20 protein-coding genes are annotated in these 20,788 nt (G+C 68.9%); 8 read left to right on the forward strand and 12 right to left on the reverse strand.

What is annotated here, in order from left to right; translation table 11 throughout:
- Nucleotides 1-18: 18 nt before the first annotated feature.
- Genes denD through ltnD form a run of 5 tightly spaced genes read right to left on the reverse strand, consistent with a single transcriptional unit; the run spans nt 19 to nt 4,793 of the window.
- On the reverse strand, nt 19-981 hold the full coding sequence (gene denD, locus KGQ91_RS03795) for a D-erythronate dehydrogenase (protein WP_224416219.1): 963 nt from the start codon (nt 979-981) through the stop codon (nt 19-21).
- A gap of 34 nt (nt 982-1,015) precedes the next feature.
- Entirely contained in the window at nt 1,016-1,828 is an 813-nt protein-coding gene (otnI, locus tag KGQ91_RS03800) for a 2-oxo-tetronate isomerase (RefSeq protein ID WP_224416218.1), read from the reverse strand.
- Nucleotides 1,829-1,858: 30 nt separating this feature from the next.
- A complete protein-coding gene (gene otnC, locus KGQ91_RS03805; protein WP_224416217.1) occupies nt 1,859-2,506 on the reverse strand; it encodes a 3-oxo-tetronate 4-phosphate decarboxylase in 648 nt (215 codons plus the stop codon).
- Entirely contained in the window at nt 2,503-3,783 is a 1,281-nt protein-coding gene (gene otnK, locus KGQ91_RS03810) for a 3-oxo-tetronate kinase (RefSeq protein ID WP_224420309.1), read from the reverse strand. Before otnK ends, otnC begins: the two co-directional genes overlap by 4 nt.
- A complete protein-coding gene (gene ltnD / locus KGQ91_RS03815) occupies nt 3,780-4,793 on the reverse strand; it encodes an L-threonate dehydrogenase (RefSeq protein WP_338140526.1) in 1,014 nt (337 codons plus the stop codon). The genes otnK and ltnD overlap by 4 nt, the downstream gene beginning before the upstream one ends.
- A gap of 116 nt (nt 4,794-4,909) precedes the next feature.
- Between ltnD and KGQ91_RS03820 the strand changes: the two genes are divergently transcribed.
- A complete protein-coding gene (locus tag KGQ91_RS03820; protein ID WP_224420311.1) occupies nt 4,910-5,938 on the forward strand; it encodes a LacI family DNA-binding transcriptional regulator in 1,029 nt (342 codons plus the stop codon).
- Nucleotides 5,939-5,944: 6 nt separating this feature from the next.
- Here the strand turns inward: KGQ91_RS03820 and KGQ91_RS03825 are convergent, their stop codons facing one another.
- From KGQ91_RS03825 to ugpB, 5 genes are all read right to left on the reverse strand, one after another.
- Nucleotides 5,945-6,691, reverse strand: a complete 747-nt coding sequence (locus KGQ91_RS03825) for a glycerophosphodiester phosphodiesterase family protein (protein WP_224420312.1) — start codon at nt 6,689-6,691, stop codon at nt 5,945-5,947.
- A 2-nt stretch (nt 6,692-6,693) separates the two neighbouring features.
- Nucleotides 6,694-7,812, reverse strand: coding sequence for a sn-glycerol-3-phosphate import ATP-binding protein UgpC (locus tag KGQ91_RS03830; protein WP_224416212.1), 1,119 nt, complete (start codon nt 7,810-7,812; stop codon nt 6,694-6,696).
- A gap of 107 nt (nt 7,813-7,919) precedes the next feature.
- Nucleotides 7,920-8,765 (reverse strand): sn-glycerol-3-phosphate ABC transporter permease UgpE, encoded by an 846-nt coding sequence (ugpE, locus tag KGQ91_RS03835; protein ID WP_163650234.1) that lies wholly within the window; start codon nt 8,763-8,765, stop codon nt 7,920-7,922.
- Nucleotides 8,765-9,640 (reverse strand): sn-glycerol-3-phosphate ABC transporter permease UgpA, encoded by an 876-nt coding sequence (gene ugpA / locus KGQ91_RS03840; RefSeq protein WP_224416211.1) that lies wholly within the window; start codon nt 9,638-9,640, stop codon nt 8,765-8,767. Before ugpA ends, ugpE begins: the two co-directional genes overlap by 1 nt.
- Before the next feature lie 67 nt (nt 9,641-9,707).
- A complete protein-coding gene (gene ugpB, locus KGQ91_RS03845) occupies nt 9,708-11,054 on the reverse strand; it encodes a sn-glycerol-3-phosphate ABC transporter substrate-binding protein UgpB (RefSeq protein ID WP_163650232.1) in 1,347 nt (448 codons plus the stop codon).
- A gap of 309 nt (nt 11,055-11,363) precedes the next feature.
- Between ugpB and hmgA the strand changes: the two genes are divergently transcribed.
- From hmgA to KGQ91_RS03875, 6 genes are all read left to right on the forward strand, one after another.
- On the forward strand, nt 11,364-12,671 hold the full coding sequence (gene hmgA / locus KGQ91_RS03850) for a homogentisate 1,2-dioxygenase (RefSeq protein WP_224416210.1): 1,308 nt from the start codon (nt 11,364-11,366) through the stop codon (nt 12,669-12,671).
- A 34-nt stretch (nt 12,672-12,705) separates the two neighbouring features.
- On the forward strand, nt 12,706-13,725 hold the full coding sequence (locus tag KGQ91_RS03855) for a fumarylacetoacetate hydrolase family protein (RefSeq protein ID WP_224416209.1): 1,020 nt from the start codon (nt 12,706-12,708) through the stop codon (nt 13,723-13,725).
- Between the two features lie 226 nt (nt 13,726-13,951).
- Nucleotides 13,952-14,296, forward strand: coding sequence for an ArsR/SmtB family transcription factor (locus KGQ91_RS03860; RefSeq protein WP_224416208.1), 345 nt, complete (start codon nt 13,952-13,954; stop codon nt 14,294-14,296).
- On the forward strand, nt 14,293-14,703 hold the full coding sequence (arsC, locus tag KGQ91_RS03865) for an arsenate reductase (glutaredoxin) (protein ID WP_224416207.1): 411 nt from the start codon (nt 14,293-14,295) through the stop codon (nt 14,701-14,703). The genes KGQ91_RS03860 and arsC overlap by 4 nt, the downstream gene beginning before the upstream one ends.
- Before the next feature lie 16 nt (nt 14,704-14,719).
- Nucleotides 14,720-16,030, forward strand: a complete 1,311-nt coding sequence (locus tag KGQ91_RS03870; protein WP_224416206.1) for an arsenic transporter — start codon at nt 14,720-14,722, stop codon at nt 16,028-16,030.
- 153 nt (nt 16,031-16,183) lie between these two features.
- Nucleotides 16,184-17,833, forward strand: a complete 1,650-nt coding sequence (locus tag KGQ91_RS03875) for a methyl-accepting chemotaxis protein (protein ID WP_224416205.1) — start codon at nt 16,184-16,186, stop codon at nt 17,831-17,833.
- 102 nt (nt 17,834-17,935) lie between these two features.
- Here the strand turns inward: KGQ91_RS03875 and KGQ91_RS03880 are convergent, their stop codons facing one another.
- Together KGQ91_RS03880 and KGQ91_RS03885 are read right to left on the reverse strand one after the other, a co-directional pair.
- The gene (locus tag KGQ91_RS03880) at nt 17,936-18,208 is read right to left on the reverse strand and encodes a BrnA antitoxin family protein (RefSeq protein WP_224416204.1); all 273 of its coding nucleotides are present in this window, start codon (nt 18,206-18,208) and stop codon (nt 17,936-17,938) included.
- Nucleotides 18,186-18,578 carry a BrnT family toxin gene (locus tag KGQ91_RS03885; protein WP_224416203.1) on the reverse strand — a complete coding sequence of 131 codons (393 nt, stop codon included), beginning with the start codon at nt 18,576-18,578 and terminating at the stop codon, nt 18,186-18,188. The genes KGQ91_RS03880 and KGQ91_RS03885 overlap by 23 nt, the downstream gene beginning before the upstream one ends.
- A 214-nt stretch (nt 18,579-18,792) precedes the next feature.
- Between KGQ91_RS03885 and KGQ91_RS03890 the strand changes: the two genes are divergently transcribed.
- Complete coding sequence (locus tag KGQ91_RS03890; RefSeq protein WP_224416202.1) at nt 18,793-20,772, forward strand: type I restriction-modification system subunit M; 1,980 nt, start codon at nt 18,793-18,795, stop codon at nt 20,770-20,772.
- The last annotated feature ends 16 nt before the right edge of the window (nt 20,773-20,788 follow it).

Here is a 20,788-nt window from a genome sequence, read left to right on the forward strand (position 1 = left end):
GCCCCGAACAGCTCGGGGTCAGCCACGCTCGTCCAGGAAGGCCTGGACGATCTCGTGGAAGTCGGTATCGCCCCGAAAGCCCAGGGCCTCGGCGCGACGGTTGTTGAAACGGGCCGGCCAGCTGGCAACGATGGCCTCGATGCGCGGATCGGGCTCGTGGCGCACGCGCGCAAGCGCCGCCTCGCCACCGCGTTCGCGCAGCACCTCGAGCATGGCGGCGACACTCACCGTGATGCCCGGCAGCATGAAGGCCCGATAGGGGGCCAGCGCCTCGCCGGGCAGCGTCGCGCCGTGCAGCAGCGCGTCGATGACCCGCCGCGGCGACATCACGAACAGCTCGAGATCGGTGGGCACCGGGCAGATCGCCGCCTCGCCGTTGAGCGGCTCGCGCAGGATGCTGGAGGCGAAGCTCGAGGCCGCGGCGTTCGGCCGGCCGGGACGAATGACGATGGTCGGCAGGCGCAGCACGCAGCCGTCGACCAGCCCGCGGCGGCTGTAGTCGTTGATCAACAGCTCGCACATCGCCTTCTGTGCGCCGTAGGAACTCTGCGGCGTCAGCGCCGTCATGTCGTCGAGCACCGCCGGCAGCTCGCCGCCGTAGACCGCCACCGAGCTGGCCATGATCAGGCGGGTGCTCGACAGCCCGGCCTGCCGGCAGCCCTCCAGCAGGGCGCGGGTGGCATCGAAGTTGACGTGCAGGCCCAGGTCGAGGTCCGCCTCGGCGGCCGAGCTGACCACCGCGGCGAGGTGATAGATCACCGCGGGGGCGTCGGCGAGCACGTCGTCGAGCGCCCCGGGGCGGGCGATGTCCAGCGCCCGGCAGTCCAGGGTCACGCCCTCGCGCTCTTCCAGGGTCGGCGCGACCTGATCGACGAGGGTCAGGCGCGTCAGGGGCCGGCCGTTGAGGCTCCCCTGCTCGAGCAGGGCCGCGCTCAGGCGCTGGCCCAGAAAGCCGGCGGCGCCGGTGATCAGAACGTGCATCGTGGTACCTCGATTCCTCGTGTTGTCGTTGTCGTCAGTCGACGTTCGGGGCGCCGGTGGTCAGCCCGTAGGCCGCGCCCCAGCCCAGCCCGGCGCGGGTCTCGCCCGCCGGACGGTACTCGCAGCCGATCCAGCCGTCGTAGCCCAGCGCCTCGAGCCGGTCGAACAGGGCCGGATAGTGAATCTCGCCGACATCCGGCTCGTGGCGACCGGGCACCCCGGCGATCTGCACGTGGCCGATCCGCGGGAACTGGGCCTCCAGCGCGGCGGTGAGGTTCCCCTCGCTCATCTGGCAGTGATAGAGGTCGAACTGGACGCGCAGGTTGGCCGCGCCGACCTGTTCGAGAACCTCACGGGCCTGGGCCTGACGGTTCAGGAAGTAGCCCGGCATGTCGTGCTCGTTGATCGGCTCGATGAGCAGGGTGCGCCCCGCCTTGGCCAGTTCGGCGGCGGCATGGCGCAGGTTGGCGATATAGGTCGCCCGGTGTGCCTCGCGGGTCGCCGCATCGGCCTCCGCCGGCACCACGCCGGCCATGGCGTGCAGGCGCGGGCAGTCCAGCGCCTCGGCGTAGCGCAGCGCCTCGTCGATGCTGTCGCGGAACTCCGCCTCGCGCCCGGGCAAACTGGCCAGGCCGCGTTCACCGGCCGCCCAGTCGCCCGGCGGCAGGTTGAACAGCACCTGCGTCAGGCCGTGGTCGTCGAGCGCCCGGCGCAGCTCGCGCGGCTCGAAGGCATAGGGAAAGAGGTATTCGACCCCGCGGAAGCCGGACTCGGCGGCAGCCGCGAAGCGCGCGAGAAAGTCCCGCTCGGTGAACAGCATGCTGAGATTGGCGGCAAAACGAAGCATCGTGTCTCCTCGTGACGAAAACCGGCCGGGTCAGTCCCGGGGGAAGCGCGCCTCGAGGGCGGCGACCTGGTCCGGGGTCAGCGTGCGGGGGTTGTGCCCGCGCAGCAGCAGGTAGAGCTTGGCGGTTTCCTCGAGCTCCTCGGTGGCGTACACCGCCGCTTCCAGCGACTTGCCCGCCACCACCGGGCCGTGGTTGGCCAGCAGCACCGCGCTGTGGCGACCGGCCAGACCCTTCACCGCGTCGCCCAGCGCGGCGTCGCCGGGCATGTGATAGGGCACCAGCGGCAGCCGGCCCACGCGCATCACGTAGTAGGCGGTCAGTGGCGGCAGGCAGTCGTCGTGATCGATCTCGGGCAGGCACGACACCGCCACCGAATGGGTGGAGTGCAGGTGGACGATGGCACCGGACTGCGGGCGCTCGGCGTACATCGCCATGTGCAGGAAGCTTTCCTTGGTGGGCCTGTCGCCGTCGAGGCAGTTGCCCTCGCCGTCCAGCCGCGAGATGCGGGCCGGATCGAGCCGGCCGAGGCAGGCATTGGTGGGCGTCATCAACCAGCCGCCGTCGTCGGTGCGCACGCTGATGTTGCCGCTCGAGCCCATGGTCAGGCCGCGGTCGAACAGCGAGCGGCCGAGGGTGGCGATCTGCTCGCGCAGGCGATTGTCGTCGTGGCGGCTCATGACAGCACCTCGAAGGCTCGCGTGAAGAAGTCGGTGCCGCCGAAGTTGCCCGACTTGAGCGCCACGGACAGCGGCGCCTCGCGCCCGGCGACGGCGGTCTGCATCCAGGGCACGCCGGGGTCGATCTGCTCGCCGATGCGCAGGGTCTCCACGCCCAGCGCCGAGATCACCGCCCCGGAGGTCTCGCCGCCGGCGACCACCAGCCGCCCCACGCCCTCGGCCACCAGCCGCCGCGCCAGCTCGGCCAGCGCGCGCTCGACCAGCTCGCCGGCCCGCACCACGCCCAGACACTGCTGGGCGGCGCGCACCTGCTCCGGCGCCGCCGAGGCGGCGATCAGCACCGGGTGCGTCTCGCTCAGGCGCTCGCGGGCGAAGTCGAGCGCCGCCTCGAGGGTGGCATCGCCCTCGGCCAGGGCCAGCGGATCGAGCTCGAAGACGGCGTGGTCGTGGCGGAAATGCGCGATCTGGGCGAGCGTGGCCCGCGAGCAGCTGCCGGCCAGCACCAGCGCCGCGCCCTCGGCGGGCGCCAGGCGCCCGGCATCGTCGATCGGCGCCAGCCAGCCACGCCGGCGGTAGACCTCGGGCAGGCTCTGGCCCAGCCCCGAGCCGCCGGTGACCAGGGCATGATCGGCCACCGCCTCGGCCAGCACGGCCAGGTCGTGCTCGTCGAGGGCGTCGCAGATCACGTGACGCACGCCTTCATTGGCCAGCGCGCCCAGCCGCTCCCCGGCCGCCGCCGCCCCGCGGGACAGGGTGGCATGGGCGAGCAGCCCCACCGGATGCGGGGTCTGCCGCCCCAGCACGCGCACCAGGTCGGCATCGGTCATGGGGTTGAGCGGATGGTGCTCCATGCCGCTTTCGTTGAGCAGGCGATCGCCGACGAACAGGTGGCCCTGATAGACGGTGCGAGCGTTGACGGGAAACGCCGGCACCATCACCGTCTGCGACGCCCCCAGACGCTCGATCAGCGCATCGGCGACCGGGCCGATATTGCCGGCATCCGTGGAGTCGAACGTCGAGCAGTACTTGAAGAAGATCTGCCGGGCACCCAGCCCGCGCAGCCAGTCGAGCGCGGCCTGCGAGGTCTCGACGGCCTGCTCCGCCGGGCAGGAGCGCGACTTCAGCGCCACCACCACGGCATCGACATCGCCGACATCCAGCGGTTCGCGCGGCACGCCGATGGTCTGCACGCAGCGCATGCCCGCCCGCACCAGATTGTTGGCCAGGTCGCTGGCCCCGGTGAAGTCGTCGGCGATCGCGCCCAGCACCACGCTCATGACGGCGCCTCCGCGTCGTTGGCCGCCCCCGGCAGCGCGAGCCCGGCGAGACGCTGGTAGACCTTGATCACCGCCGCGTCGTCCTCGCGGCCATAGCCCGCGCCGCTGGCGGCGGTGAACTGCTGCAGGGCGCTGGCGGCCAGCGGCGTGGGGAACGTCAGCTCGCGTCCGGTCTGGTGCACCAGGTTGAGATCCTTGACGAAGATGTCGACGGCGGAGAGCGGCGTGTAGTCGCCCTCGAGGATGTGCGGCACGCGATTCTCGAACATCCAGGAGTTGCCCGCCGAGCGGGTGATCACCCCGTAGAGCGCCTCGGGATCGATGCCCATGCGGATCCCCAGCGCCATGGCCTCGGCGGCGGCGGCGATGTGCACGCCGGCGAGCAGCTGGTTGACCAGCTTGACCCGCGAGCCCATGCCTGCGGCGTCACCGAGGCGGTGCACCGTCTCGGCCATGGCGTCCAGCACCGGCGCGGCGCGCTCGAAGGCCTCGGCGCTGCCCGAGGCCATCACCGACAGCCGCCCCTGACGCGACTTGGCGGCCCCGCCGCTGATCGGCGCGTCCAGCAGGAACAGGCCCGCCGCGTCCAGCCGCGCCCCCAGTGACTCGGCATAGCTCGGTGCCACCGTGGCGCACTGGATCACCAGGCCCGTACGACCCGGCGCGGCCGTCAGCCCCGCCTCGCCGAACAGCACCGCCTCGACCTGATCGGCGTTGACCACCACCACGACCACCACGTCGCAGTGCTCGCCCAGCTCGCGGGGGGAGTCGACGCAGCGACCGCCGGCGGTCACGAAGGTCTCCCGGGCGGCGGCGGAGACGTCGCAGCCGATCACCGACAGCCCCGCTTCCCGCATGGCCAGGGCGGTTCCCAGCCCCATGGCCCCCAGGCCGATGACACCGACGGTAACCGGTTGTGGATGAGACACTCGCGACCTCCTCGTGCTGGGCGCCGGCCACCGCGAAACGGGTTCGGGGCTGTCGACGCGGTTCAATGTTAGCGCTAACATCCATTGTTAGATGAGCCGTTCCACGGGCACAAGTGCGTTTGCGCCCGGCACGACCAATGTCTAAGCATTGACGGTCGCCCTACCCTCCCCCTGCCGCACAGGAGATTGCTCCGGTCATGGCCGACACCTCGTCCCGCCGCCCCCGCCGGCGCGCCAAGCAGCCCACCATCGCCGAGGTGGCCCGGGAGGCCGGTGTCTCGGCGATCACCGTCTCGCGCGTGCTCAACACGCCCGAGTCCGTGCGCGAGACCACCCGCCGCCGGGTCGAGGCGGCCATCGAGACGGTCGGCTACGTGCCCAACCGTCTCGCCGGCAGCCTGGCCTCGGCGCAGTCGCGCTTCATCGCGGTGATCGTGCCGTCGCTGTCCAACATCGTGTTCACCGAGGTGATCCAGGGGCTGCAGGCCACCTTCGAGGCGCGCGGCTACCAGATCCTGCTCGGCAACACCGACTACGACCTGCAGCGCGAGGACCAGCTGGTCAGCACCTTCCTCGGCTGGTCGCCCGCCGCCCTCGTCATCACCGGCCTGCGCCACAGCGAGGCCTGCGGGCGGCGCCTGCGCCAGTGGGAGGGGCCGATCGTCGAGATCATGGAGCTGGGCACGGCGATCGACCTCAACGTCGGCCTCGACCACCTCAAGGCGGGGCGCTGCATGGCCGGGCATCTGCGCGAGCGCGGCTATCGCCGCGTGGTCTACGTGGGCGCGCAGATGGCGCGCGACTATCGCGCCCGGCTGCGCTACGAGGGGCATTGCGAGGTGCTGGCCGCGGCGGGACTCGAGGCGCCGCTGCTGGACATGGATCAACTGGGGCAGTTCGAGACCGGCGCCCGGGCCCTGGATCAGGTGCTCGCGACGCACCCCGAAGCCGAGGCCATCCACTTCGCCAACGACGACCTGGCCACCGGCGCCCTGCTCCACGCCAACCGCCTCGGCATCGCGGTACCGCAGCGCATCGCCATCGCCGGCTTCAACGGCCTGGCGATCGGCCAGCACGTGACGCCGCGCCTGACCAGCATCGCCTCGCCCCGGGAGCGCATCGGCCGGCGCGCCGCCCAGGCGGTGCTGGCGCGGCTCGACGGCGAGGCCGCCGTCGACGGCCCGCTCGACGTGGGCTTCACGCTGATGGCCGGCGAGAGTACCTGACCCCGCTCAGGCCGGGCGGACGCCGAAGCGCGCCGGGTCGTCGCTGATCACGGCGTCCACGCCCCATTCCCAGCAGGGCGCGAAGGCCTCGGGGTCGTTGGCGGTGTAGCACAGCAGATGCAGGCCGGCGGCCTTCACCGCCGCGGCATCGTCGCGGGTCAGCCGCTGCCAGTCGAGGTTGATGCTGAAGGCGTCGAGGCTGCGACAGCGCGCCAGCCAGCCGTCGGGCAACGCCTCGGCCAGCCAGCCCAGCACGGCCTCGGGATGGTCGCGACGCACCTGCGCCAGCAACGTGTCGTCGAACGAGGAGATCAGCAGCCGCTCGGGCGGCAGGGCCGCCAGGGCACGTCCCGCCACCGCGGCCAGGGCGGTGGCGTCGTGGCCGGGGCTGAGCTTGAGCTCGAGGTTGAGGCCCATGCCGTGCCCGGCGAGCCGTGCCAGGGCGTCGTCGAGGCTGGCCATGCGCTCGCCGGCGAAGCGCGCGTCGAACCAGCGCCCCACGTCGAGCCCCTGGGCGGCGGCCCAGTCCAGCTCGCGCAGCCGGGCATGGCCGTCGGAGCAGCGGCTCACGTCGGCGTCGTGCCAGATCACCGGCATGCCATCGCCGAGGCGCTGCACGTCGAGCTCGACCCAGCGGCAGCCCGCGGCGTGGGCGGCATCGATAGCGGCCAGGGTGTTCTCGGGTGCCCGTGCGGCATAGCCGCGATGGGCGATGAGCGCCGGCAACGCCGGCGTCGGGCGATGGGGTGACATGCTCATCCTCGCGATCCGGTGACGGGCGTGGCGCGGTGCGCCTCGATGCGACGGTCGTCGTCGCCGAACAGGTGGCTGCGCTCGGGCGACAGCCACAGCCGCAGGACGCTGCCCTCGCCGGCGGCGTGCTCGCCGTGCAGGCGTACCACCAGCAGCTCGTCGAGGCCCTCCATGCGGGCATAGGCCAGGGTATCGGCGCCCAGCGGCTCGATCATCTCCACCGTGGCCTGGATGACCGCGCCCCCCTCCGGTGTCGCGTCGCCCTCGTCCAGAGCGACGAGATGCTCGGGGCGCACCCCCAGCGTCAGCGCGCTGCCGGCCTCGAGCCCGGCGGCCAGTGTGAGTTCGCCGCCGTCGGGCAGGCGCAGGCGCTCGCCGTGGACCGTCACCGGCAGGAAGTTCATCGCCGGCGAGCCGATGAAGCCGGCCACGAAGCGGGTCGCCGGGCGCTCGTAGAGGGCCATCGGCGTGCCGCACTGCTCGACCCGGCCGGCGTTCATCACCACCAGCCGGTCGGCCAGGGTCATCGCCTCGGTCTGGTCATGGGTCACGTAGACCGAGGTGACCTTGAGGCGCTTCTGCAGGCGCCGGATCTCCAGGCGCATCTGCACGCGCAGCTTGGCGTCGAGGTTGGACAGCGGCTCGTCGAACAGGAACACCTGGGGTTCGCGGACGATCGCCCGGCCCATGGCCACGCGCTGGCGCTGGCCGCCCGAGAGCTGGCGCGGACGGCGGTCGAGCAGCGCGCCGAGGTCGAGCAGCTCGGCGGTGGCATTGACCCGGCGGCGGATGTCGTCCTTGGGCACGCCGCGATTCTTGAGCCCGTAGGCCATGTTGTCGAACACGCTCATGTGCGGATAGAGCGCGTAGTTCTGGAAGACCATGGCGATGTCACGCTCGGCGGGCTCCAGTTCGTTGACGCGCCGGCCATTGATGGTCAGCTCGCCCGAGGTGATCGATTCCAGCCCGGCCAGGGTGCGCAGCAGGGTCGACTTGCCGCAGCCCGAGGGGCCGACGATCACGATCAGTTCACCGTCCTCGACGGCCAGGTCGACCCCGTGCAGGGCGACGAAGCCGTTGGCATAGCGTTTCTGGAGGGCGCTCAGTTGCAGGGTTGCCATAACAGTTGTCTCGTCAGCATTCTTCGAGGGCGCCCGGGCTTTGCACGGAAACGGCCTGCGCTCGCCGACGTTTCGTACAAATCCTCTCGCGCCCGTAGAGTAACCGCTTACTTTTCCGTCTCGACCAGGCCTTTGACGAAGTAGCGCTGCATCAGCAGGATCACCAGCACCGGCGGCCCCATGGCCAGCATCGCGGTGGCCGTGACGTCCTGCCAGGGCACCAGCGCATCGCCGGTGGTCAGCAGGCGCTTGAGGCTCACCACCACGGTCAGGTAGTCGGCGTTGGTGGTGATCAGCAGCGGCCACAGGTACTGGTTCCAGCCGTAGATGAACATGATCACGAACAGCGCGGCGATGTTGGTCTTCGACAGCGGCAGCAGGATGTCGCGCAGGAAGCGCCAGGGGCCGGCGCCGTCGATGCGCGCAGCCTCGACCAGCTCCGGCGGGATGGTCAGGTAGAACTGGCGCAGCAGGAAGGTCGCCGTGGCGCTGGCGATCAGCGGCAGGATCAGGCCGGGGTAGCTGTCGAGCAGGTGCAGGTCGGCGACCACCTCGTAGGTGGGCAGGATGCGCACCTCCACCGGCAGCATCAGGGTGATGAAGATCAGCCAGAAGCACAGCCGACGCAGCGGGAAGCGGAAGAACACGATGGCGTAGGCGGCCAGCAGCGAAATGGCGATCTTGCCCACGGCGATGCCCAGCGCCATCACCATCGAGTTGGCGAGCAGCCGCAGCACGTCGGTGCCCAGGCCGCTCACCGGATCATGGATCAGCCGCGCGTAGTTGGACAGTCCGGCATCGCCCACCCACAGCGGCGCGACGTTGGCGTAGAGGTCGCTCATGGAGTGGGTGCTGGCGGTGAAGGCCAGCCACACCGGCAGGAAGAACAGGCCGCAACCCACGGCCAGCAGCAGGTGGCTGGCCAGATCCAGCCCGGGTCGTTGGTAGCGCATCAGTACTGGACTCGACGTTCGACGAAACGGAACTGGATCAGCGTCAGCAGACCCACGAGGATCATCAGCAGCACCGACTGGGCGGCACTCGCCCCGAGGTCCTGGCCGATGAAGCCATCCTGGTAGACCTTGTAGACCAGGGTGGTGGTGGCACCGCCCGGGCCACCGCCGGTGACGGTGTCGATGGTGCCGAAGGTCTCGAAGAAGGCGTAGACGCTGTTCATCACCAGCAGGAAGAAGCTGGTCGGCGACAGCAGCGGAAAGGTCACCGTCCAGAAACGCCGCCAGGGGCCGGCGCCGTCGATGGCGGCCGCCTCCAGCAGGCTCTTGGGAATGGCCTGCAGCCCGGCCAGGAAGAACACGAAGTTGTAGCTCATCTGCTTCCAGATCGAGGCCAGGATCACCAGCAGCAGCGCCTGGCTGCCGTCGAGGTTGTGGTTCCAGTCGACGCCCAGCGCCTTGAGCGCGGCACTCACCAGTCCCAGGGTCGGATCGAAGAGGAACAGCCACAGCACGCCGGCCACCGCCGGCGCCACGGCATAGGGCCAGATCAGCAGCGTCTTGTAGGCGTTGGCGCCCTTGAGGACGCGGTCGGCCTGCACCGCCAGCAGCAGGGCGATGGCCATGGCCCCCAGCGCCACCGACAGCGAGAAGACCACGGTGGTGCCCAGCGCCTGGTAGTAGTCGGGCTCCTGCAGCACGGCCACGAAGTTGGCCAGCCCGGCGAACTGCCGCGACAGGCCGAAGGCGTCCTCGACGTAGAAGGCCTGCTCGACCGCCTGCAGCGCCGGCCAGAAGAAGAACACCCCGACGATGATCAGCTGCGGCGCCATCAGCAGCCAGGGGGTGAAGCGATAACGTTGAAAGTGGGTCATTCAGGGTCTCCGCAACGCACGCCGGCCCGCCACCGGCTCACGGTGGCGGGCCGGACCTGCCGGGCAATCAGCTGTTGGCGCGCTGGAACTTGGCCAGCAGTGCATTGCCCTTCTCGGCGGCCTCGTCGAGCCCGGCCTGGGCACTGACGTCGCCGGAGAAGATCTTCTCCAGGGCCTCGTTGATCACGTCACGGATCTGCACCATGTTGCCCAGCCGCAGCCCCTTGGAGTTCTCGGTGGGCGCGGAGCCGGTCATCTGCTTGATCGCCACGTCGGTGCCCGGGTTCTTGTCATAGAACCCCTGCTCGCGGGTCAGGTCGGCGGCCGCGGTGGTGATCGGCAGGTAGCCGGTGAACTGGTGCCAGTCGGCCTGCACCTCGGGCGAGGAGAGGTACTTGAAGAACGCCGCGACGCCTTCCTTCTGCGCCTTGCTGGCGCCGTTGAGCACCCACAGCGAGGCACCGCCGATGATGGTGTTGTTGGGCGTGTCGACGACGTCGGCATCGTAGGGCAGCGGCGCGACACCGAAGTTGAAGTCGGCGTTGTCACGCACCCCGGCGTAGGAGGCCGAGGAACCCATCATCATCGCGCACTCGCCGGAGTAGAACTTGGGCGCCGCCTGGTCCTTGCGACCGCCGTAGACGAAGCGCCCGTCCTTCTGCCACTGGTTCAGGCGCTGGATATGATCGACCGCCGCGGTCTTGTTGAACTGCAGGCGGGCATCCAGCCCCTTGAAGCCGTTGGCCTCGCTGGCGAAGGGAATGTCGTTGCGCGCCGAGTAGTTCTCGAGCATCACCCACGACGGCCAGGTGGTGGTCAGGCCGCACTCCGCGGCGCCGGAATCGACCACCTTCTCGAGCGCCTTGCCGAGCCCCTGCCAGGTGGTCGGCACCTCGTCGACGCCGGCCTTGTCGAGGATGTCGCGGTTGACGTAGGTCACCGGCGTGGAGGAGTTGAACGGCAGCGAGAGCATCTTGCCGTCGGTGGTGGTGTAGTAACCGGCGACCGCCGGCAGGTAGGCGTTCGGATCGAAGTCGACGTCGGCGTCCGCCATCAGCTGGTAGACCGGCACGATGGCGCCCTTGGCGTGCATCATGGTCGCGGTGCCGACCTCGTAGATCTGCACGATCTGCGGTGCCTTGCCGGCACGGAAGGCGGCGATCGCCGAGGTCATGGTCTCGGTGTAGTTGCCCTTGAACACCGGCTTGACCACGTACTCGTCCTGGCTGGCGTTGAAGTCGTCGGCGATCTCGTTGACCTTCTCGCCGAGCCCGCCGCCCATGGCGTGCCACCATTCGATCTGTGTTTCGGCCTGAGCCGAGCCCAGGCTCAAGAGTGTCGCGGCCAGGGTACCGGCCAGCCCCAGGGCGGGGCGGCGCCACGCGAGGGAGGGAGTCAACGGTGAACGAGACATGCAAGGCTCCTGTACAAGATTGGGGTCGTCGGACACGGAACTACCCGTACCGCGACTCGCTGATCGAACGATCAGGTATTGTTATCGGGTCCGTCGTTCGAAAGACGACAGCGATCTTAAAGGTGGCCGCGTTTCAGAATCCTGACCATTAGATGTTCGTTTGATGACACCTCGCCGCCTGAAATTTTCGGTTGCGCGCCTTGCACACGAAGCCCTTGACCGCGACCGCCGCTTCTCTCTACGATTTAGTTTCAAATGAAACTAACAACACCCACGGTCACGCCCGCGACCGGTCGAGAGAGGTCCACGATGCGTCCTGCCCAGCCTTCCTATCAGAGCGGTTTCGCCAATCACCATGCCAGCGAGGCCCTGCCGGGCGCCCTCCCCGAGGGCCAGAATTCGCCGCAGCGCTGCCCCTATGGCCTGTATGCCGAGCAGCTCTCCGGCTCGGCCTTCACCGCACCGCGCCAGCGCAACCTGCGCAGCTGGCTGTATCGCATCCGCCCCTCGGTGGTGCAGAGCGCCTACCACCCGCTGGCCGACAGCGACTGGGTCACGGCGCCCTCGGCCGACGCCGCCGCCGACCCCAATCAGATGCGCTGGGACCCGCGGCCGCTGCCCGAGGGCGGCGTCGACTTCATCGACGGCCTGCTGACCCTGGCCGTCAACGGCGACGCGAGCGCCCAGCAGGGCTGCGGCGTGCATGTCTACGCCATCAACCGCAGCATGGAGCAGCGCTTCCTGTACGATGCCGACGGCGAGCTGCTGATCGTGCCCCAGCAGGGCGCCCTGCGGCTGCGCACCGAACTCGGCGAGCTGCGCGTCGCTCCCGGCGAGATCGGCCTGATCCCGCGCGGCGTCAAGTTCCAGGTCCGCCTCGAGGACGATGCCGCGGCGCGCGGCTATGTCTGCGAGAACTACGGCGCGCCCTTCGAGCTGCCCGGCCTGGGGCCGATCGGTGCCAACGGTCTGGCCAATCCGCGCGACTTCCTGACCCCGGTGGCGGCCTACGAGGACATCGACGGCGACTTCGAGCTCGTCGCGCGGTTCGCGGGCCGGCTGTGGGCAAGCCGGCTTGCGCACTCGCCGCTCGACGTGGTGGCCTGGCACGGCAACTATGCGCCCTTCAAGTACGACCTGGCCCGCTTCAACACCATCAACACGGTCAGCTTCGACCATCCGGACCCGTCGATCTTCACCGTGCTGACCTCGCCCTCGGACACCCCGGGGACGGCCAACATCGACTTCGTGATCTTCCCGCCGCGCTGGATGGTCGCCGAGGACACCTTCCGCCCGCCCTACTTCCATCGCAACCTGATGAGCGAGTTCATGGGCCTGGTCCACGGCGAGTACGACGCCAAGGCGGAAGGCTTCCTGCCCGGCGGGGCCAGCCTGCACAACGCCATGTCGCCCCACGGGCCGGACGCCGAGACCTTCGAGCAGGCCAGCCATGCCGAGCTCGCGCCGCAGTACCAGGGCAACACCCTGGCGTTCATGTTCGAAAGCCGCTACGTCTTCCGGACCACGTCCGCCGCGCGGCAGGCGCCGTTCCGCCAGGCCGACTACGTCGATGTCTGGGCGGGGCTGGCGTCGCACTTCACCCCGGAACACCGCTGATTGCACATTCCCGACGACAACCAAGGATCGATCCATGAAACTCGCTTCTCTCAAGCACGGCCGTGACGGCCAACTGGTGGTGGTCTCCCGCGACCTGACGCGCGCCGTGCGCGTGCCGCAGATCGCCGCCACCCTGCAGCAGGCCATCGAGGACTGGGACACCCTGGCCCCGCGGCTCGAGGCCGTCTATGCCGAGCTCAACGCCGGCCGAGCCGACGAGGCCTTCGACCTGGACATGAGCGCGCTGCATTCGCCGCTGCCGCGCAGCTACCACTGGGCCGATGGCTCGGCGTACCTCAATCACGTCCAGCTGGTGCGCCAGGCGCGTGGCGCCGAGATGCCCGAGACCTTCTGGACCGACCCGCTGATGTACCAGGGCGGCGGCGACAGTTTCCTGGCGCCCACCGAGGACATCGAGGCGGTCAGCGAGGAGCACGGCATCGACCTGGAAGGCGAGATCGCGGTGATCACCGACGACGTGCCCATGGCGGTGACGCCGGAACAGGCCGCCGGGCACATCAAGCTGATCATGCTGGTCAACGACGTCAGCCTGCGCGGCCTGATCCCCGGCGAGCTGGCCAAGGGCTTCGGCTTCTTCCAGGCCAAGCCGGCGTCGAGCTTCTCGCCGATCGCCGTGACCCCCGACGAGCTGGGGGACGCCTGGCGCGACGGCCGGGTCCATCGGCCGCTGACCGTGCACCTCAACGGCGAGACGTTCGGCGAGCCCGAGGCCGGACCGGACATGATCTTCAACTTTCCCCAGCTCGTCGCCCACGCCGCGCGGACCCGCCGTCTCGAGGCCGGCGCGATCATCGGCTCGGGCACCGTCTCCAACCCCGGCAAGGACGGCGGCCCCGGCAAGCCGATCGCCGAGGGCGGCGTCGGCTACAGCTGCCTGGCCGAGGTGCGCATGGTCGAGAAAATCCTCCACGGCGAGATGAAGACCCCTTTCCTGCGCTTCGGCGACCGGGTACGCATCGAGATGTTCGACCGCGAGGGCAACAGCCTCTTCGGCGCCATCGACCAGAAGGTCGTGCCCTACTCGGCGGCGTGACGCGCTAGCCTCCCAGCTCCGCACGCGGCCGCCGTCGATACGGTGGCCGCGCCTCTTTGCACCATTCAGCGATAATGTCGCGCCGGTTCGGATCGACGCCGCCATCCCCGGGCTAGTGCAGATAGCTCTCCTCTCCAGCCGGCCCCTGCGCCCTCGTCAAAGCCCACTGCGATTACTTTGGTCGCCATCCCTTGCGCCTATCCATCATGTCTGTAATTCTCGACATATGGACGATACAAACCTCATCGAGACCTTCACGGCGCTCTCCCAGCCCACCCGGCTGGCGGCCTTCCGACTGCTGGTCCGCCACGAACCGGACGGCCTGCCCGCCGGCGAGATCGCCCGGCGCCTGGACGTGCCCCACAACACCCTGTCCACCCACCTGGGCGTGCTGTCACGCGCCGGCCTGGTGATCGCGCAGCGCCGCAGCCGATCGATCGTCTACCGCGCCGACCTGGCCGCGATGCGCGACACGCTCGGCTTCCTGGTCAACGACTGCTGCGCCGGCCGCCCCGAGCTGTGCGAGGCCCTGCAACCCGCCTGCCCCACCGATACGGAGACCCCGTCATGATCAGCGTGATCTACCACAACCCGGACTGCGGCACGTCGCGCAATACGCTGGCGATGATGCGCCAGTCCGGCGAGGAGCCCCATGTCATCGAGTACCTGAAGACGCCACCTTCGCGGGCGAAGTTGCGTGAGCTGCTCGCGGCGATGGGCATGGCCCCGCGGGAACTGCTGCGCCGCAAGGGCACGCCCTACGCCGAACTGGGTCTGGATGACCCGGCGCTGACCGACGAGCAGCTGATCGACGCCATGCTGGCGCACCCCCTCCTGATCAACCGCCCCATCGTGGTGACGGAAAAGGGAACCCGCCTGTGCCGGCCGTCGGAAACGGTCCTCGAGCTGCTGCCCGGCCCCGTGGCGACTTTCACCAAGGAGGATGGGGAGGTCGTGCGCCATTCTCCCGCCTCCTGAGACCCCGGAGATACGCATGCTGGCTTTCGCCATCTTTCTGATCACGCTGGTGCTGGTCATCTGGCAGCCCCGCGGGCTGGGCATCGGCTGGAGCGCGCTGGGCGGCGCCGCGCTGGCGCTGGCCACCGGGGTCGTCGGCTGGGGCGACGTGGGTGTCGTCTGGCACATCGTCTGGGATGCCACCTTCACCTTCGTGGCGCTGATCATCATCTCGCTGATCCTCGACGAGGCCGGGTTCTTCGCCTGGGCGGCGCTGCACATCGCCCGCTGGGGCGACGGCCGGGGGCGCCGGCTGTTTCCGCTGATCGTGGTGCTGGGGGCGCTGATCTCGGCGGTGTTCGCCAACGACGGCACGGCGCTGCTGCTGACGCCGATCGTCGTCGCCATCCTGGCGCGGCTCGAGTTCAGCACCGGCGCCGCGCTGGCCTTCATCATCGCCACCGGCTTCGTCGCCGACTCGACCAGCCTGCCGCTGGTCATCTCGAACCTGGTCAACATCGTCAGCGCCAACTTCTTCGACGTCGGCTTCACGCGCTACGCCCAGGTGATGGTGCCGGTCGACCTGGTCTCGCTGGCCGCCACGCTGCTGGTGCTGGGCTGGTACTTTCGCCGCGAGGTACCCCGGACCTATGACGTCGAGCGGCTCGAGCCCCCGGCCCGGGCGATCCGCGACCCGCAGGTCTTCCGCGCGGCCTTTCCGCTGCTGGCCGTGCTGCTGGTCGCGCTGTTTTTGACCACCCGCTGGCAGCTGCCGTTTTCCGTGATCATGGGCACGGCGGCCCTGGTGCTGATGGCCATCGCCGGGCGCTGGTTCACGCCGGGCCACGTCCACGTCATCTCTCTCGCCCGGGTGCTGCGCAACGCCCCCTGGCAGATCGTGCTGTTCTCGCTGGGCATGTACCTGGTGGTCTATGGGTTGGGCAACGCCTGGCTCACCGCCGGCGCATCGCGGGTGCTGGTCTGGCTGGGCGGCCAGGGCGATCTCGTCGCCACCGTGGGCACCGGCTTTCTCTCGGCGCTGCTCGCTTCGCTGATGAACAACATGCCCTCGACCCTGGTGGGCGCGCTGGCCATCGACCAGGCCACGGTCTCGGACACCACCCGGGAGCTGATGGTCTATGCCAACGTCATCGGCAACGACCTGGGCCCCAAGTTCACCCCCATCGGCAGCCTGGCCACCCTGCTGTGGCTGCACGTGCTGGCCGGCAAGGGCTATCGTATCGGCTGGGGGCAGTACATGAAGGTGGGGCTGCTCATCACCCCGCCGGTACTGCTGGCCGCCCTGCTCGCGCTGGCGTTCTGGCTGCCCGCCGTCACGGCGCCCTGAACCGCCGCACCGGGCCGGACGCCGCGTCCGGCCCGCCCTGTCATCGTTCTGTTACCTGTTTCTTACATACTCGGCGCCACCGTCCGGCGCCGGCTCGAGGCCGGCTTCCTTGAAACGGCCACCAGAGCCGCACCGACGCAGGGTAGGAACACCATGAAAACGATGACGTTGCGCACCGGCATGATCGGCATGCTGCTGCTCTTCACGCTGCTGCTCATGCTGGTCGGCGGCGCCGGCTACGTCGCGCTGAGCCGCGCCAAGACCTCCTTCGACACCCTCGACCGCCTGAACGTCCATCAGATCGGCGCCGCCGAGCGCGCCTACGGCGCCCTGATGAGCACGCGCCTGCAGCTCGACACCTTCCAGACCCTCTACAACCGCCTCAAGGTCAAGCAGTCGCAGCAGGCCTGGGACAAGGCCGAGGCGGAACTCGCCCGGGCGAAGGCGGCGCTGACGCGTTTCGACGCCACCGCGGCGAGCGGCGACGAGAAGGCGCTGCTCGAGACCACCCAGCAGGCCTTCCAGGCGCTGATCGCCGAGGGCATCGAGCCGAGCTTCACCGCCCTCGACGCCTGGGACATGTCGGCCTACACCCAGGCCAAGCTGACGGCCAACCGGCTGACCGGCCAGCTCGACGACGCCCTGCAGCAGCTCGTCGCCCATGCCGGAAGCCAGGGCACCCGGGCGGCGGCGGAGATGACCCGCAGCGTGACCTGGATGCGTCTGGGCATGCCCGCCACACTGGGCCTGGCCCTGATGCTGGTCGGACTCAGCTACCTGATCACGCAGCGCCGGCTGTTTCGCCGCCTGAACCAGGCCCGGCAGCACTTCGAGCGCATCGCCGACGGCGATCTGGCCACCCCGGTCGAGGCCGGGCGCGCCGACGAGATCGGCCGCCTGTTCGACGAGCTGGGCCGGATGCAGGCGGCGCTGCGCCAGATGGTCAACACGATGGCGACGAGCAGCGACGATGTCCGCGACAACGCCGGCGCCCTGGCCGAAACCAGCGACGCCCTCGCCATCCGGGCCGAGCGCCAGGCCGGCGCCGTTCATCAGACCACGGCCAGCATGCAGGCGCTGACCACCACGGTCACGAGCAACACCGACCATGCCGAGCAGGGGCTCGCGCTGTCCCGGCAGGCCGTGCAGGTGATCGACCAGGGCGGGCAGCAGACCCGCGAGGCGATCGCCGCGATGCACGAGGCCACGCAGCGCTCGGACCAGGCCTTCACGATCATCGCGATGATCGACGACATCGCCTTCCAGACCAACCTGCTGGCGCTCAACGCCTCGGTGGAAGCGGCGCGCGCCGGCGAGCGGGGCCGCGGCTTCGCGGTGGTGGCCGGCGAGGTACGCAACCTCGCCCAGCGCTGCGGCTCGGCGGCCGGCGACATCCGCCGCCTGATCGAGGATACCCACGCCTGCGTGGACCGGGGCACCCGACGCATCGAGACGGCGGGCACCACCATGGAGGAGGTCGAGAGCATGAGCCAGCGCATCACCTCGCGGCTCGAGGCGATCGCCCGCGGCTCGCGGGAGCAGAGCCACGGCATCAGCGAGATTCACCAGGCGATCACCGATATCGACGAGACCACGCGGAGCAACGCCGATCTCGCCCGGCACGCCGTCTCCGCCGCCCGCACGCTGTATCGGCAGTCCGAACGGCTCGACGACTACGTGTCGCGGTTCACCACGGTACAAGCCGCCGAGGACGGGGAAGACGCCTCGCCCGTGCCGGGGGATGACCGCTCCGCCGGCACGCTCGCCGTCACCGACGAGCGCGACACCGCCTGCGCGGCATAGGCGGCAACCACGCACGAAAAGGGGCCTGCGATTGCTCGCAGGCCCCTTTTGTATCTGGCCCGCCCTATAGGATTCGAACCACTTCTTCGCGGGACCATACACCTAGCCATGCTCCCTGATGTACTCGCGCAGCGCTTGGTCGATCCGGCGTTGCCAGCCCGGCCCCTGAGCCTTGAAATGATCCACCACATCAGGCGACAGCCGCATGGTCGTCTTCACCTTGGTCGGGGCCTGTTGTGGGCCACGCTGACCCTGTTGCCGGATGGTGCGCTGGAGATCGGCGGGCAGCACGTCAGACATGGGACGCATCTGCTTAACGTCCTGGTCGGTCAGCTCCCTGACTTCGCCTTCCTTATCCGTCAGTCGCTTGCTCATAGCGCCTTACCTCTCGTGCATTGGCTTTGCGAAAGCTGATGACCCGAATCCCGCCATCGACCGGCGTGAAGCACACCACATGGACGCGCTGGCCAATCAGCCCCAGGGCAACGAAGCGCCGCTCGGGGTAGTCATGCCGCGTGTCTTCCGTGTACAGCGCCCCTTCCCAATCTAAGCGCTCGACTGCCGTGAAGGGCAGCCCCCGCTCGCGTTCGTTGCGTGCGCTCTTGTCAGGATCGAAGTCTATTCGCATGGCTTTAATTGTATGGACAAAAAGAAGCCGGGGATAGTTCGTCGTTTGCCGTGTTGCTTTGGGTGGTCCTGAGATACCAGCACGAAATCGCCTTTCCTGACCTGCTGAAAGCCGCACTTCATCGTTCCTTCATATTCCTACGATACTGCACCTCAGGGGTGCCTTGGGTAACTCTGCCTTGATCCCGGCCGGCCGGATAAAGGCGGCGCACGGCTATCTGCACGGGCAGGCCGCGCTCTCAAGGCCGGTTAGCCAGCTTGCCGTTAAGCAGCCTTGGCCCTGTATCATGGCGTTATCGCAAGGCACCTGCATCGACACCGGGGAACAGTCAGTGAGCATCGAAAGCCATTCTCAGACGGCCGCCTTCATCTGGTCCGTCGCGGACCTGCTGCGCGGCGATTTCAAGCAGTCCCAGTATGGGCGGGTGATCCTGCCGTTTACCCTGCTGCGGCGCCTGGAGTGCGTGCTGGCGCCGACCAAGGCGGCCGTGCTGGGCGCCGCCCGGGAACACGCCAGCAAACCCGAGGCAGTGCGCGAGAAGCTGCTGCTGCGGGCGGCCGGGCAGCAGTTCTTCAACGCTTCGCCACTGTCGCTGGGCACCCTCTCGGATACCCAGACCGCCGACGACCTGATGAGCTACGTGCAGGCGTTCAGCCAGGATGCCCGCGAGATCTTCGATCACTTCCACTTCGAGGACTTCGTCCAGCAGCTGGCCGCCAACGACCTGCTCTACCAGGTGGTGCAGCGGGTCGCCAGCATCGACCTGAGCCCGGCGCGGATCAGCAACTACGGCATGGGGGTTATCTTCGAGGAGCTGATCCGCAAGTTCGCCGAGAGCTCCAACGAGACCGCCGGTGAGCACTTCACGCCCCGCGACATCGTGCACCTGACCACCTCGCTGGTGCTGACCGGCCAGGACGAGACCCTGCACCCGCACCGCATCGCCACCGTCTACGACCCCACGGCGGGCACCGGCGGCTTCCTCTCCGAAAGCGACGAGTACATCCAGCAGGTCAGCGATAGGGTCACGGTGTCGCTGCACGGCCAGGAGTTGAACCCGGAGTCCTACGCCATCTGCAAGGCGGACATGCTGATCAAGGGCCAGGACGTGGCCCAGATCAAGCTCGGCAACACCCTCTCCGACGACCAGCTGCCCACCGAGCGCTTCGACTTCATGCTCGCCAATCCGCCGTTCGGGGTCGAGTGGAAGAAGGTCCAGAAGCAGGTCACCGACGAGCACAAGCAGAAGGGCTACGACGGCCGCTTCGGCCCGGGCCTGCCGCGCGTCTCCGATGGCTCGCTGCTGTTTTTGATGCACCTGGTCAGCAAGATGCGCCGCCCTAAGGACGGCGGCTCGCGGATCGGCATCATCCTCAACGGCTCGCCGCTGTTCACCGGCGGGGCCGGCAGCGGCGAGTCCGAGATCCGCCGCTACCTGCTGCAGCACGACCTGGTCGAGGCGATCGTCGCCCTGCCCACGGACCTGTTCTACAACACCGGCATCGCCACCTACGTATGGGTGCTCTCCAACCACAAGCCGGCCGAGCGGCGTGGCAAGGTGCAGCTGATCAACGCCACCGAGCGCTACACCAAGATGCGCAAGTCGCTGGGCAGCAAGCGCCAGTACGTGACCGATCGGGACATCGACGAGATCGTGCGCAGCTACGGCGCCTTCCAGGAAACCGAGGAGAGCAAGGTCTTCCCGGTGGAGGCCTTCGGCTACCGGCGCATCACCGTCGAGCGCCCGCTGCGCCTGAACTTCCAGGCGAGCCACGAGCGCCTCGCCAAACTTGATGACGAGAAGACCCTGCAGAAGCTCCCGGCGGCCGATAGGGAGGCGATCAGGGCCGCCTGTGCCACCCTGGATGCCGAGCGCCGCTACACCAATCGCGACGCCTTCACCAAGGACCTGAAGGCCGTGCTCAAGCCCACCGGGCTCAAAATCGGCGCCCCGGTCCTCAAGGTCATCCTCAACGCCCTGTCCGAGCGCGACAGTGAAGCCGACATCTGCACCGACAGGAAGGGCAACCCCGAGCCCGACACCGGCCTGCGCGACTTCGAGAACGTTCCGCTGGATGAGTCGGTGTTCGACTATTTAGCGCGGGAGGTAACGCCTCACGTGCCCGATGCCTGGATCGACGAGGACAAGCGCGACCCGCTGGACGGCCGCATCGGCATCGTCGGCTTCGAGATCCCCTTCAACCGGCACTTTTATAAGTTCACGCCGCCGCGTCCGCTGGAGGAAATCGACGCCGACCTCAAGGCCTGCACCGATCGGATCAAGCAGATGATCGAGGAGCTGTCGGCATGAGGAAGGGGGCCGGCCA

Source organism: Modicisalibacter tunisiensis, assembly GCF_020148005.1.
Taxonomy (GTDB): domain Bacteria; phylum Pseudomonadota; class Gammaproteobacteria; order Pseudomonadales; family Halomonadaceae; genus Modicisalibacter; species Modicisalibacter tunisiensis.

Bases quoted from the DNA above. Each gene is read 5' to 3' on its own strand.
- denD (WP_224416219.1), bottom strand. From the start codon at position 981: ATGCACGTTCTGATCACCGGCGCCGCCGGCTTTCTGGGCCAGCGCCTG.
- otnI (WP_224416218.1), bottom strand. From the start codon at position 1,828: ATGCTTCGTTTTGCCGCCAATCTCAGCATGCTGTTCACCGAGCGGGAC.
- otnC (WP_224416217.1), bottom strand. From the start codon at position 2,506: ATGAGCCGCCACGACGACAATCGCCTGCGCGAGCAGATCGCCACCCTC.
- otnK (WP_224420309.1), bottom strand. From the start codon at position 3,783: ATGAGCGTGGTGCTGGGCGCGATCGCCGACGACTTCACCGGGGCCAGC.
- ltnD (WP_338140526.1), bottom strand. From the start codon at position 4,793: ATGTTAGCGCTAACATTGAACCGCGTCGACAGCCCCGAACCCGTTTCG.
- KGQ91_RS03820 (WP_224420311.1), top strand. From the start codon at position 4,910: ATGGCCGACACCTCGTCCCGCCGCCCCCGCCGGCGCGCCAAGCAGCCC.
- KGQ91_RS03825 (WP_224420312.1), bottom strand. From the start codon at position 6,691: ATGTCACCCCATCGCCCGACGCCGGCGTTGCCGGCGCTCATCGCCCAT.
- KGQ91_RS03830 (WP_224416212.1), bottom strand. From the start codon at position 7,812: ATGGCAACCCTGCAACTGAGCGCCCTCCAGAAACGCTATGCCAACGGC.
- ugpE (WP_163650234.1), bottom strand. From the start codon at position 8,765: ATGCGCTACCAACGACCCGGGCTGGATCTGGCCAGCCACCTGCTGCTG.
- ugpA (WP_224416211.1), bottom strand. From the start codon at position 9,640: ATGACCCACTTTCAACGTTATCGCTTCACCCCCTGGCTGCTGATGGCG.
- ugpB (WP_163650232.1), bottom strand. From the start codon at position 11,054: ATGTCTCGTTCACCGTTGACTCCCTCCCTCGCGTGGCGCCGCCCCGCC.
- hmgA (WP_224416210.1), top strand. From the start codon at position 11,364: ATGCGTCCTGCCCAGCCTTCCTATCAGAGCGGTTTCGCCAATCACCAT.
- KGQ91_RS03855 (WP_224416209.1), top strand. From the start codon at position 12,706: ATGAAACTCGCTTCTCTCAAGCACGGCCGTGACGGCCAACTGGTGGTG.
- KGQ91_RS03860 (WP_224416208.1), top strand. From the start codon at position 13,952: ATGGACGATACAAACCTCATCGAGACCTTCACGGCGCTCTCCCAGCCC.
- arsC (WP_224416207.1), top strand. From the start codon at position 14,293: ATGATCAGCGTGATCTACCACAACCCGGACTGCGGCACGTCGCGCAAT.
- KGQ91_RS03870 (WP_224416206.1), top strand. From the start codon at position 14,720: ATGCTGGCTTTCGCCATCTTTCTGATCACGCTGGTGCTGGTCATCTGG.
- KGQ91_RS03875 (WP_224416205.1), top strand. From the start codon at position 16,184: ATGAAAACGATGACGTTGCGCACCGGCATGATCGGCATGCTGCTGCTC.
- KGQ91_RS03880 (WP_224416204.1), bottom strand. From the start codon at position 18,208: ATGAGCAAGCGACTGACGGATAAGGAAGGCGAAGTCAGGGAGCTGACC.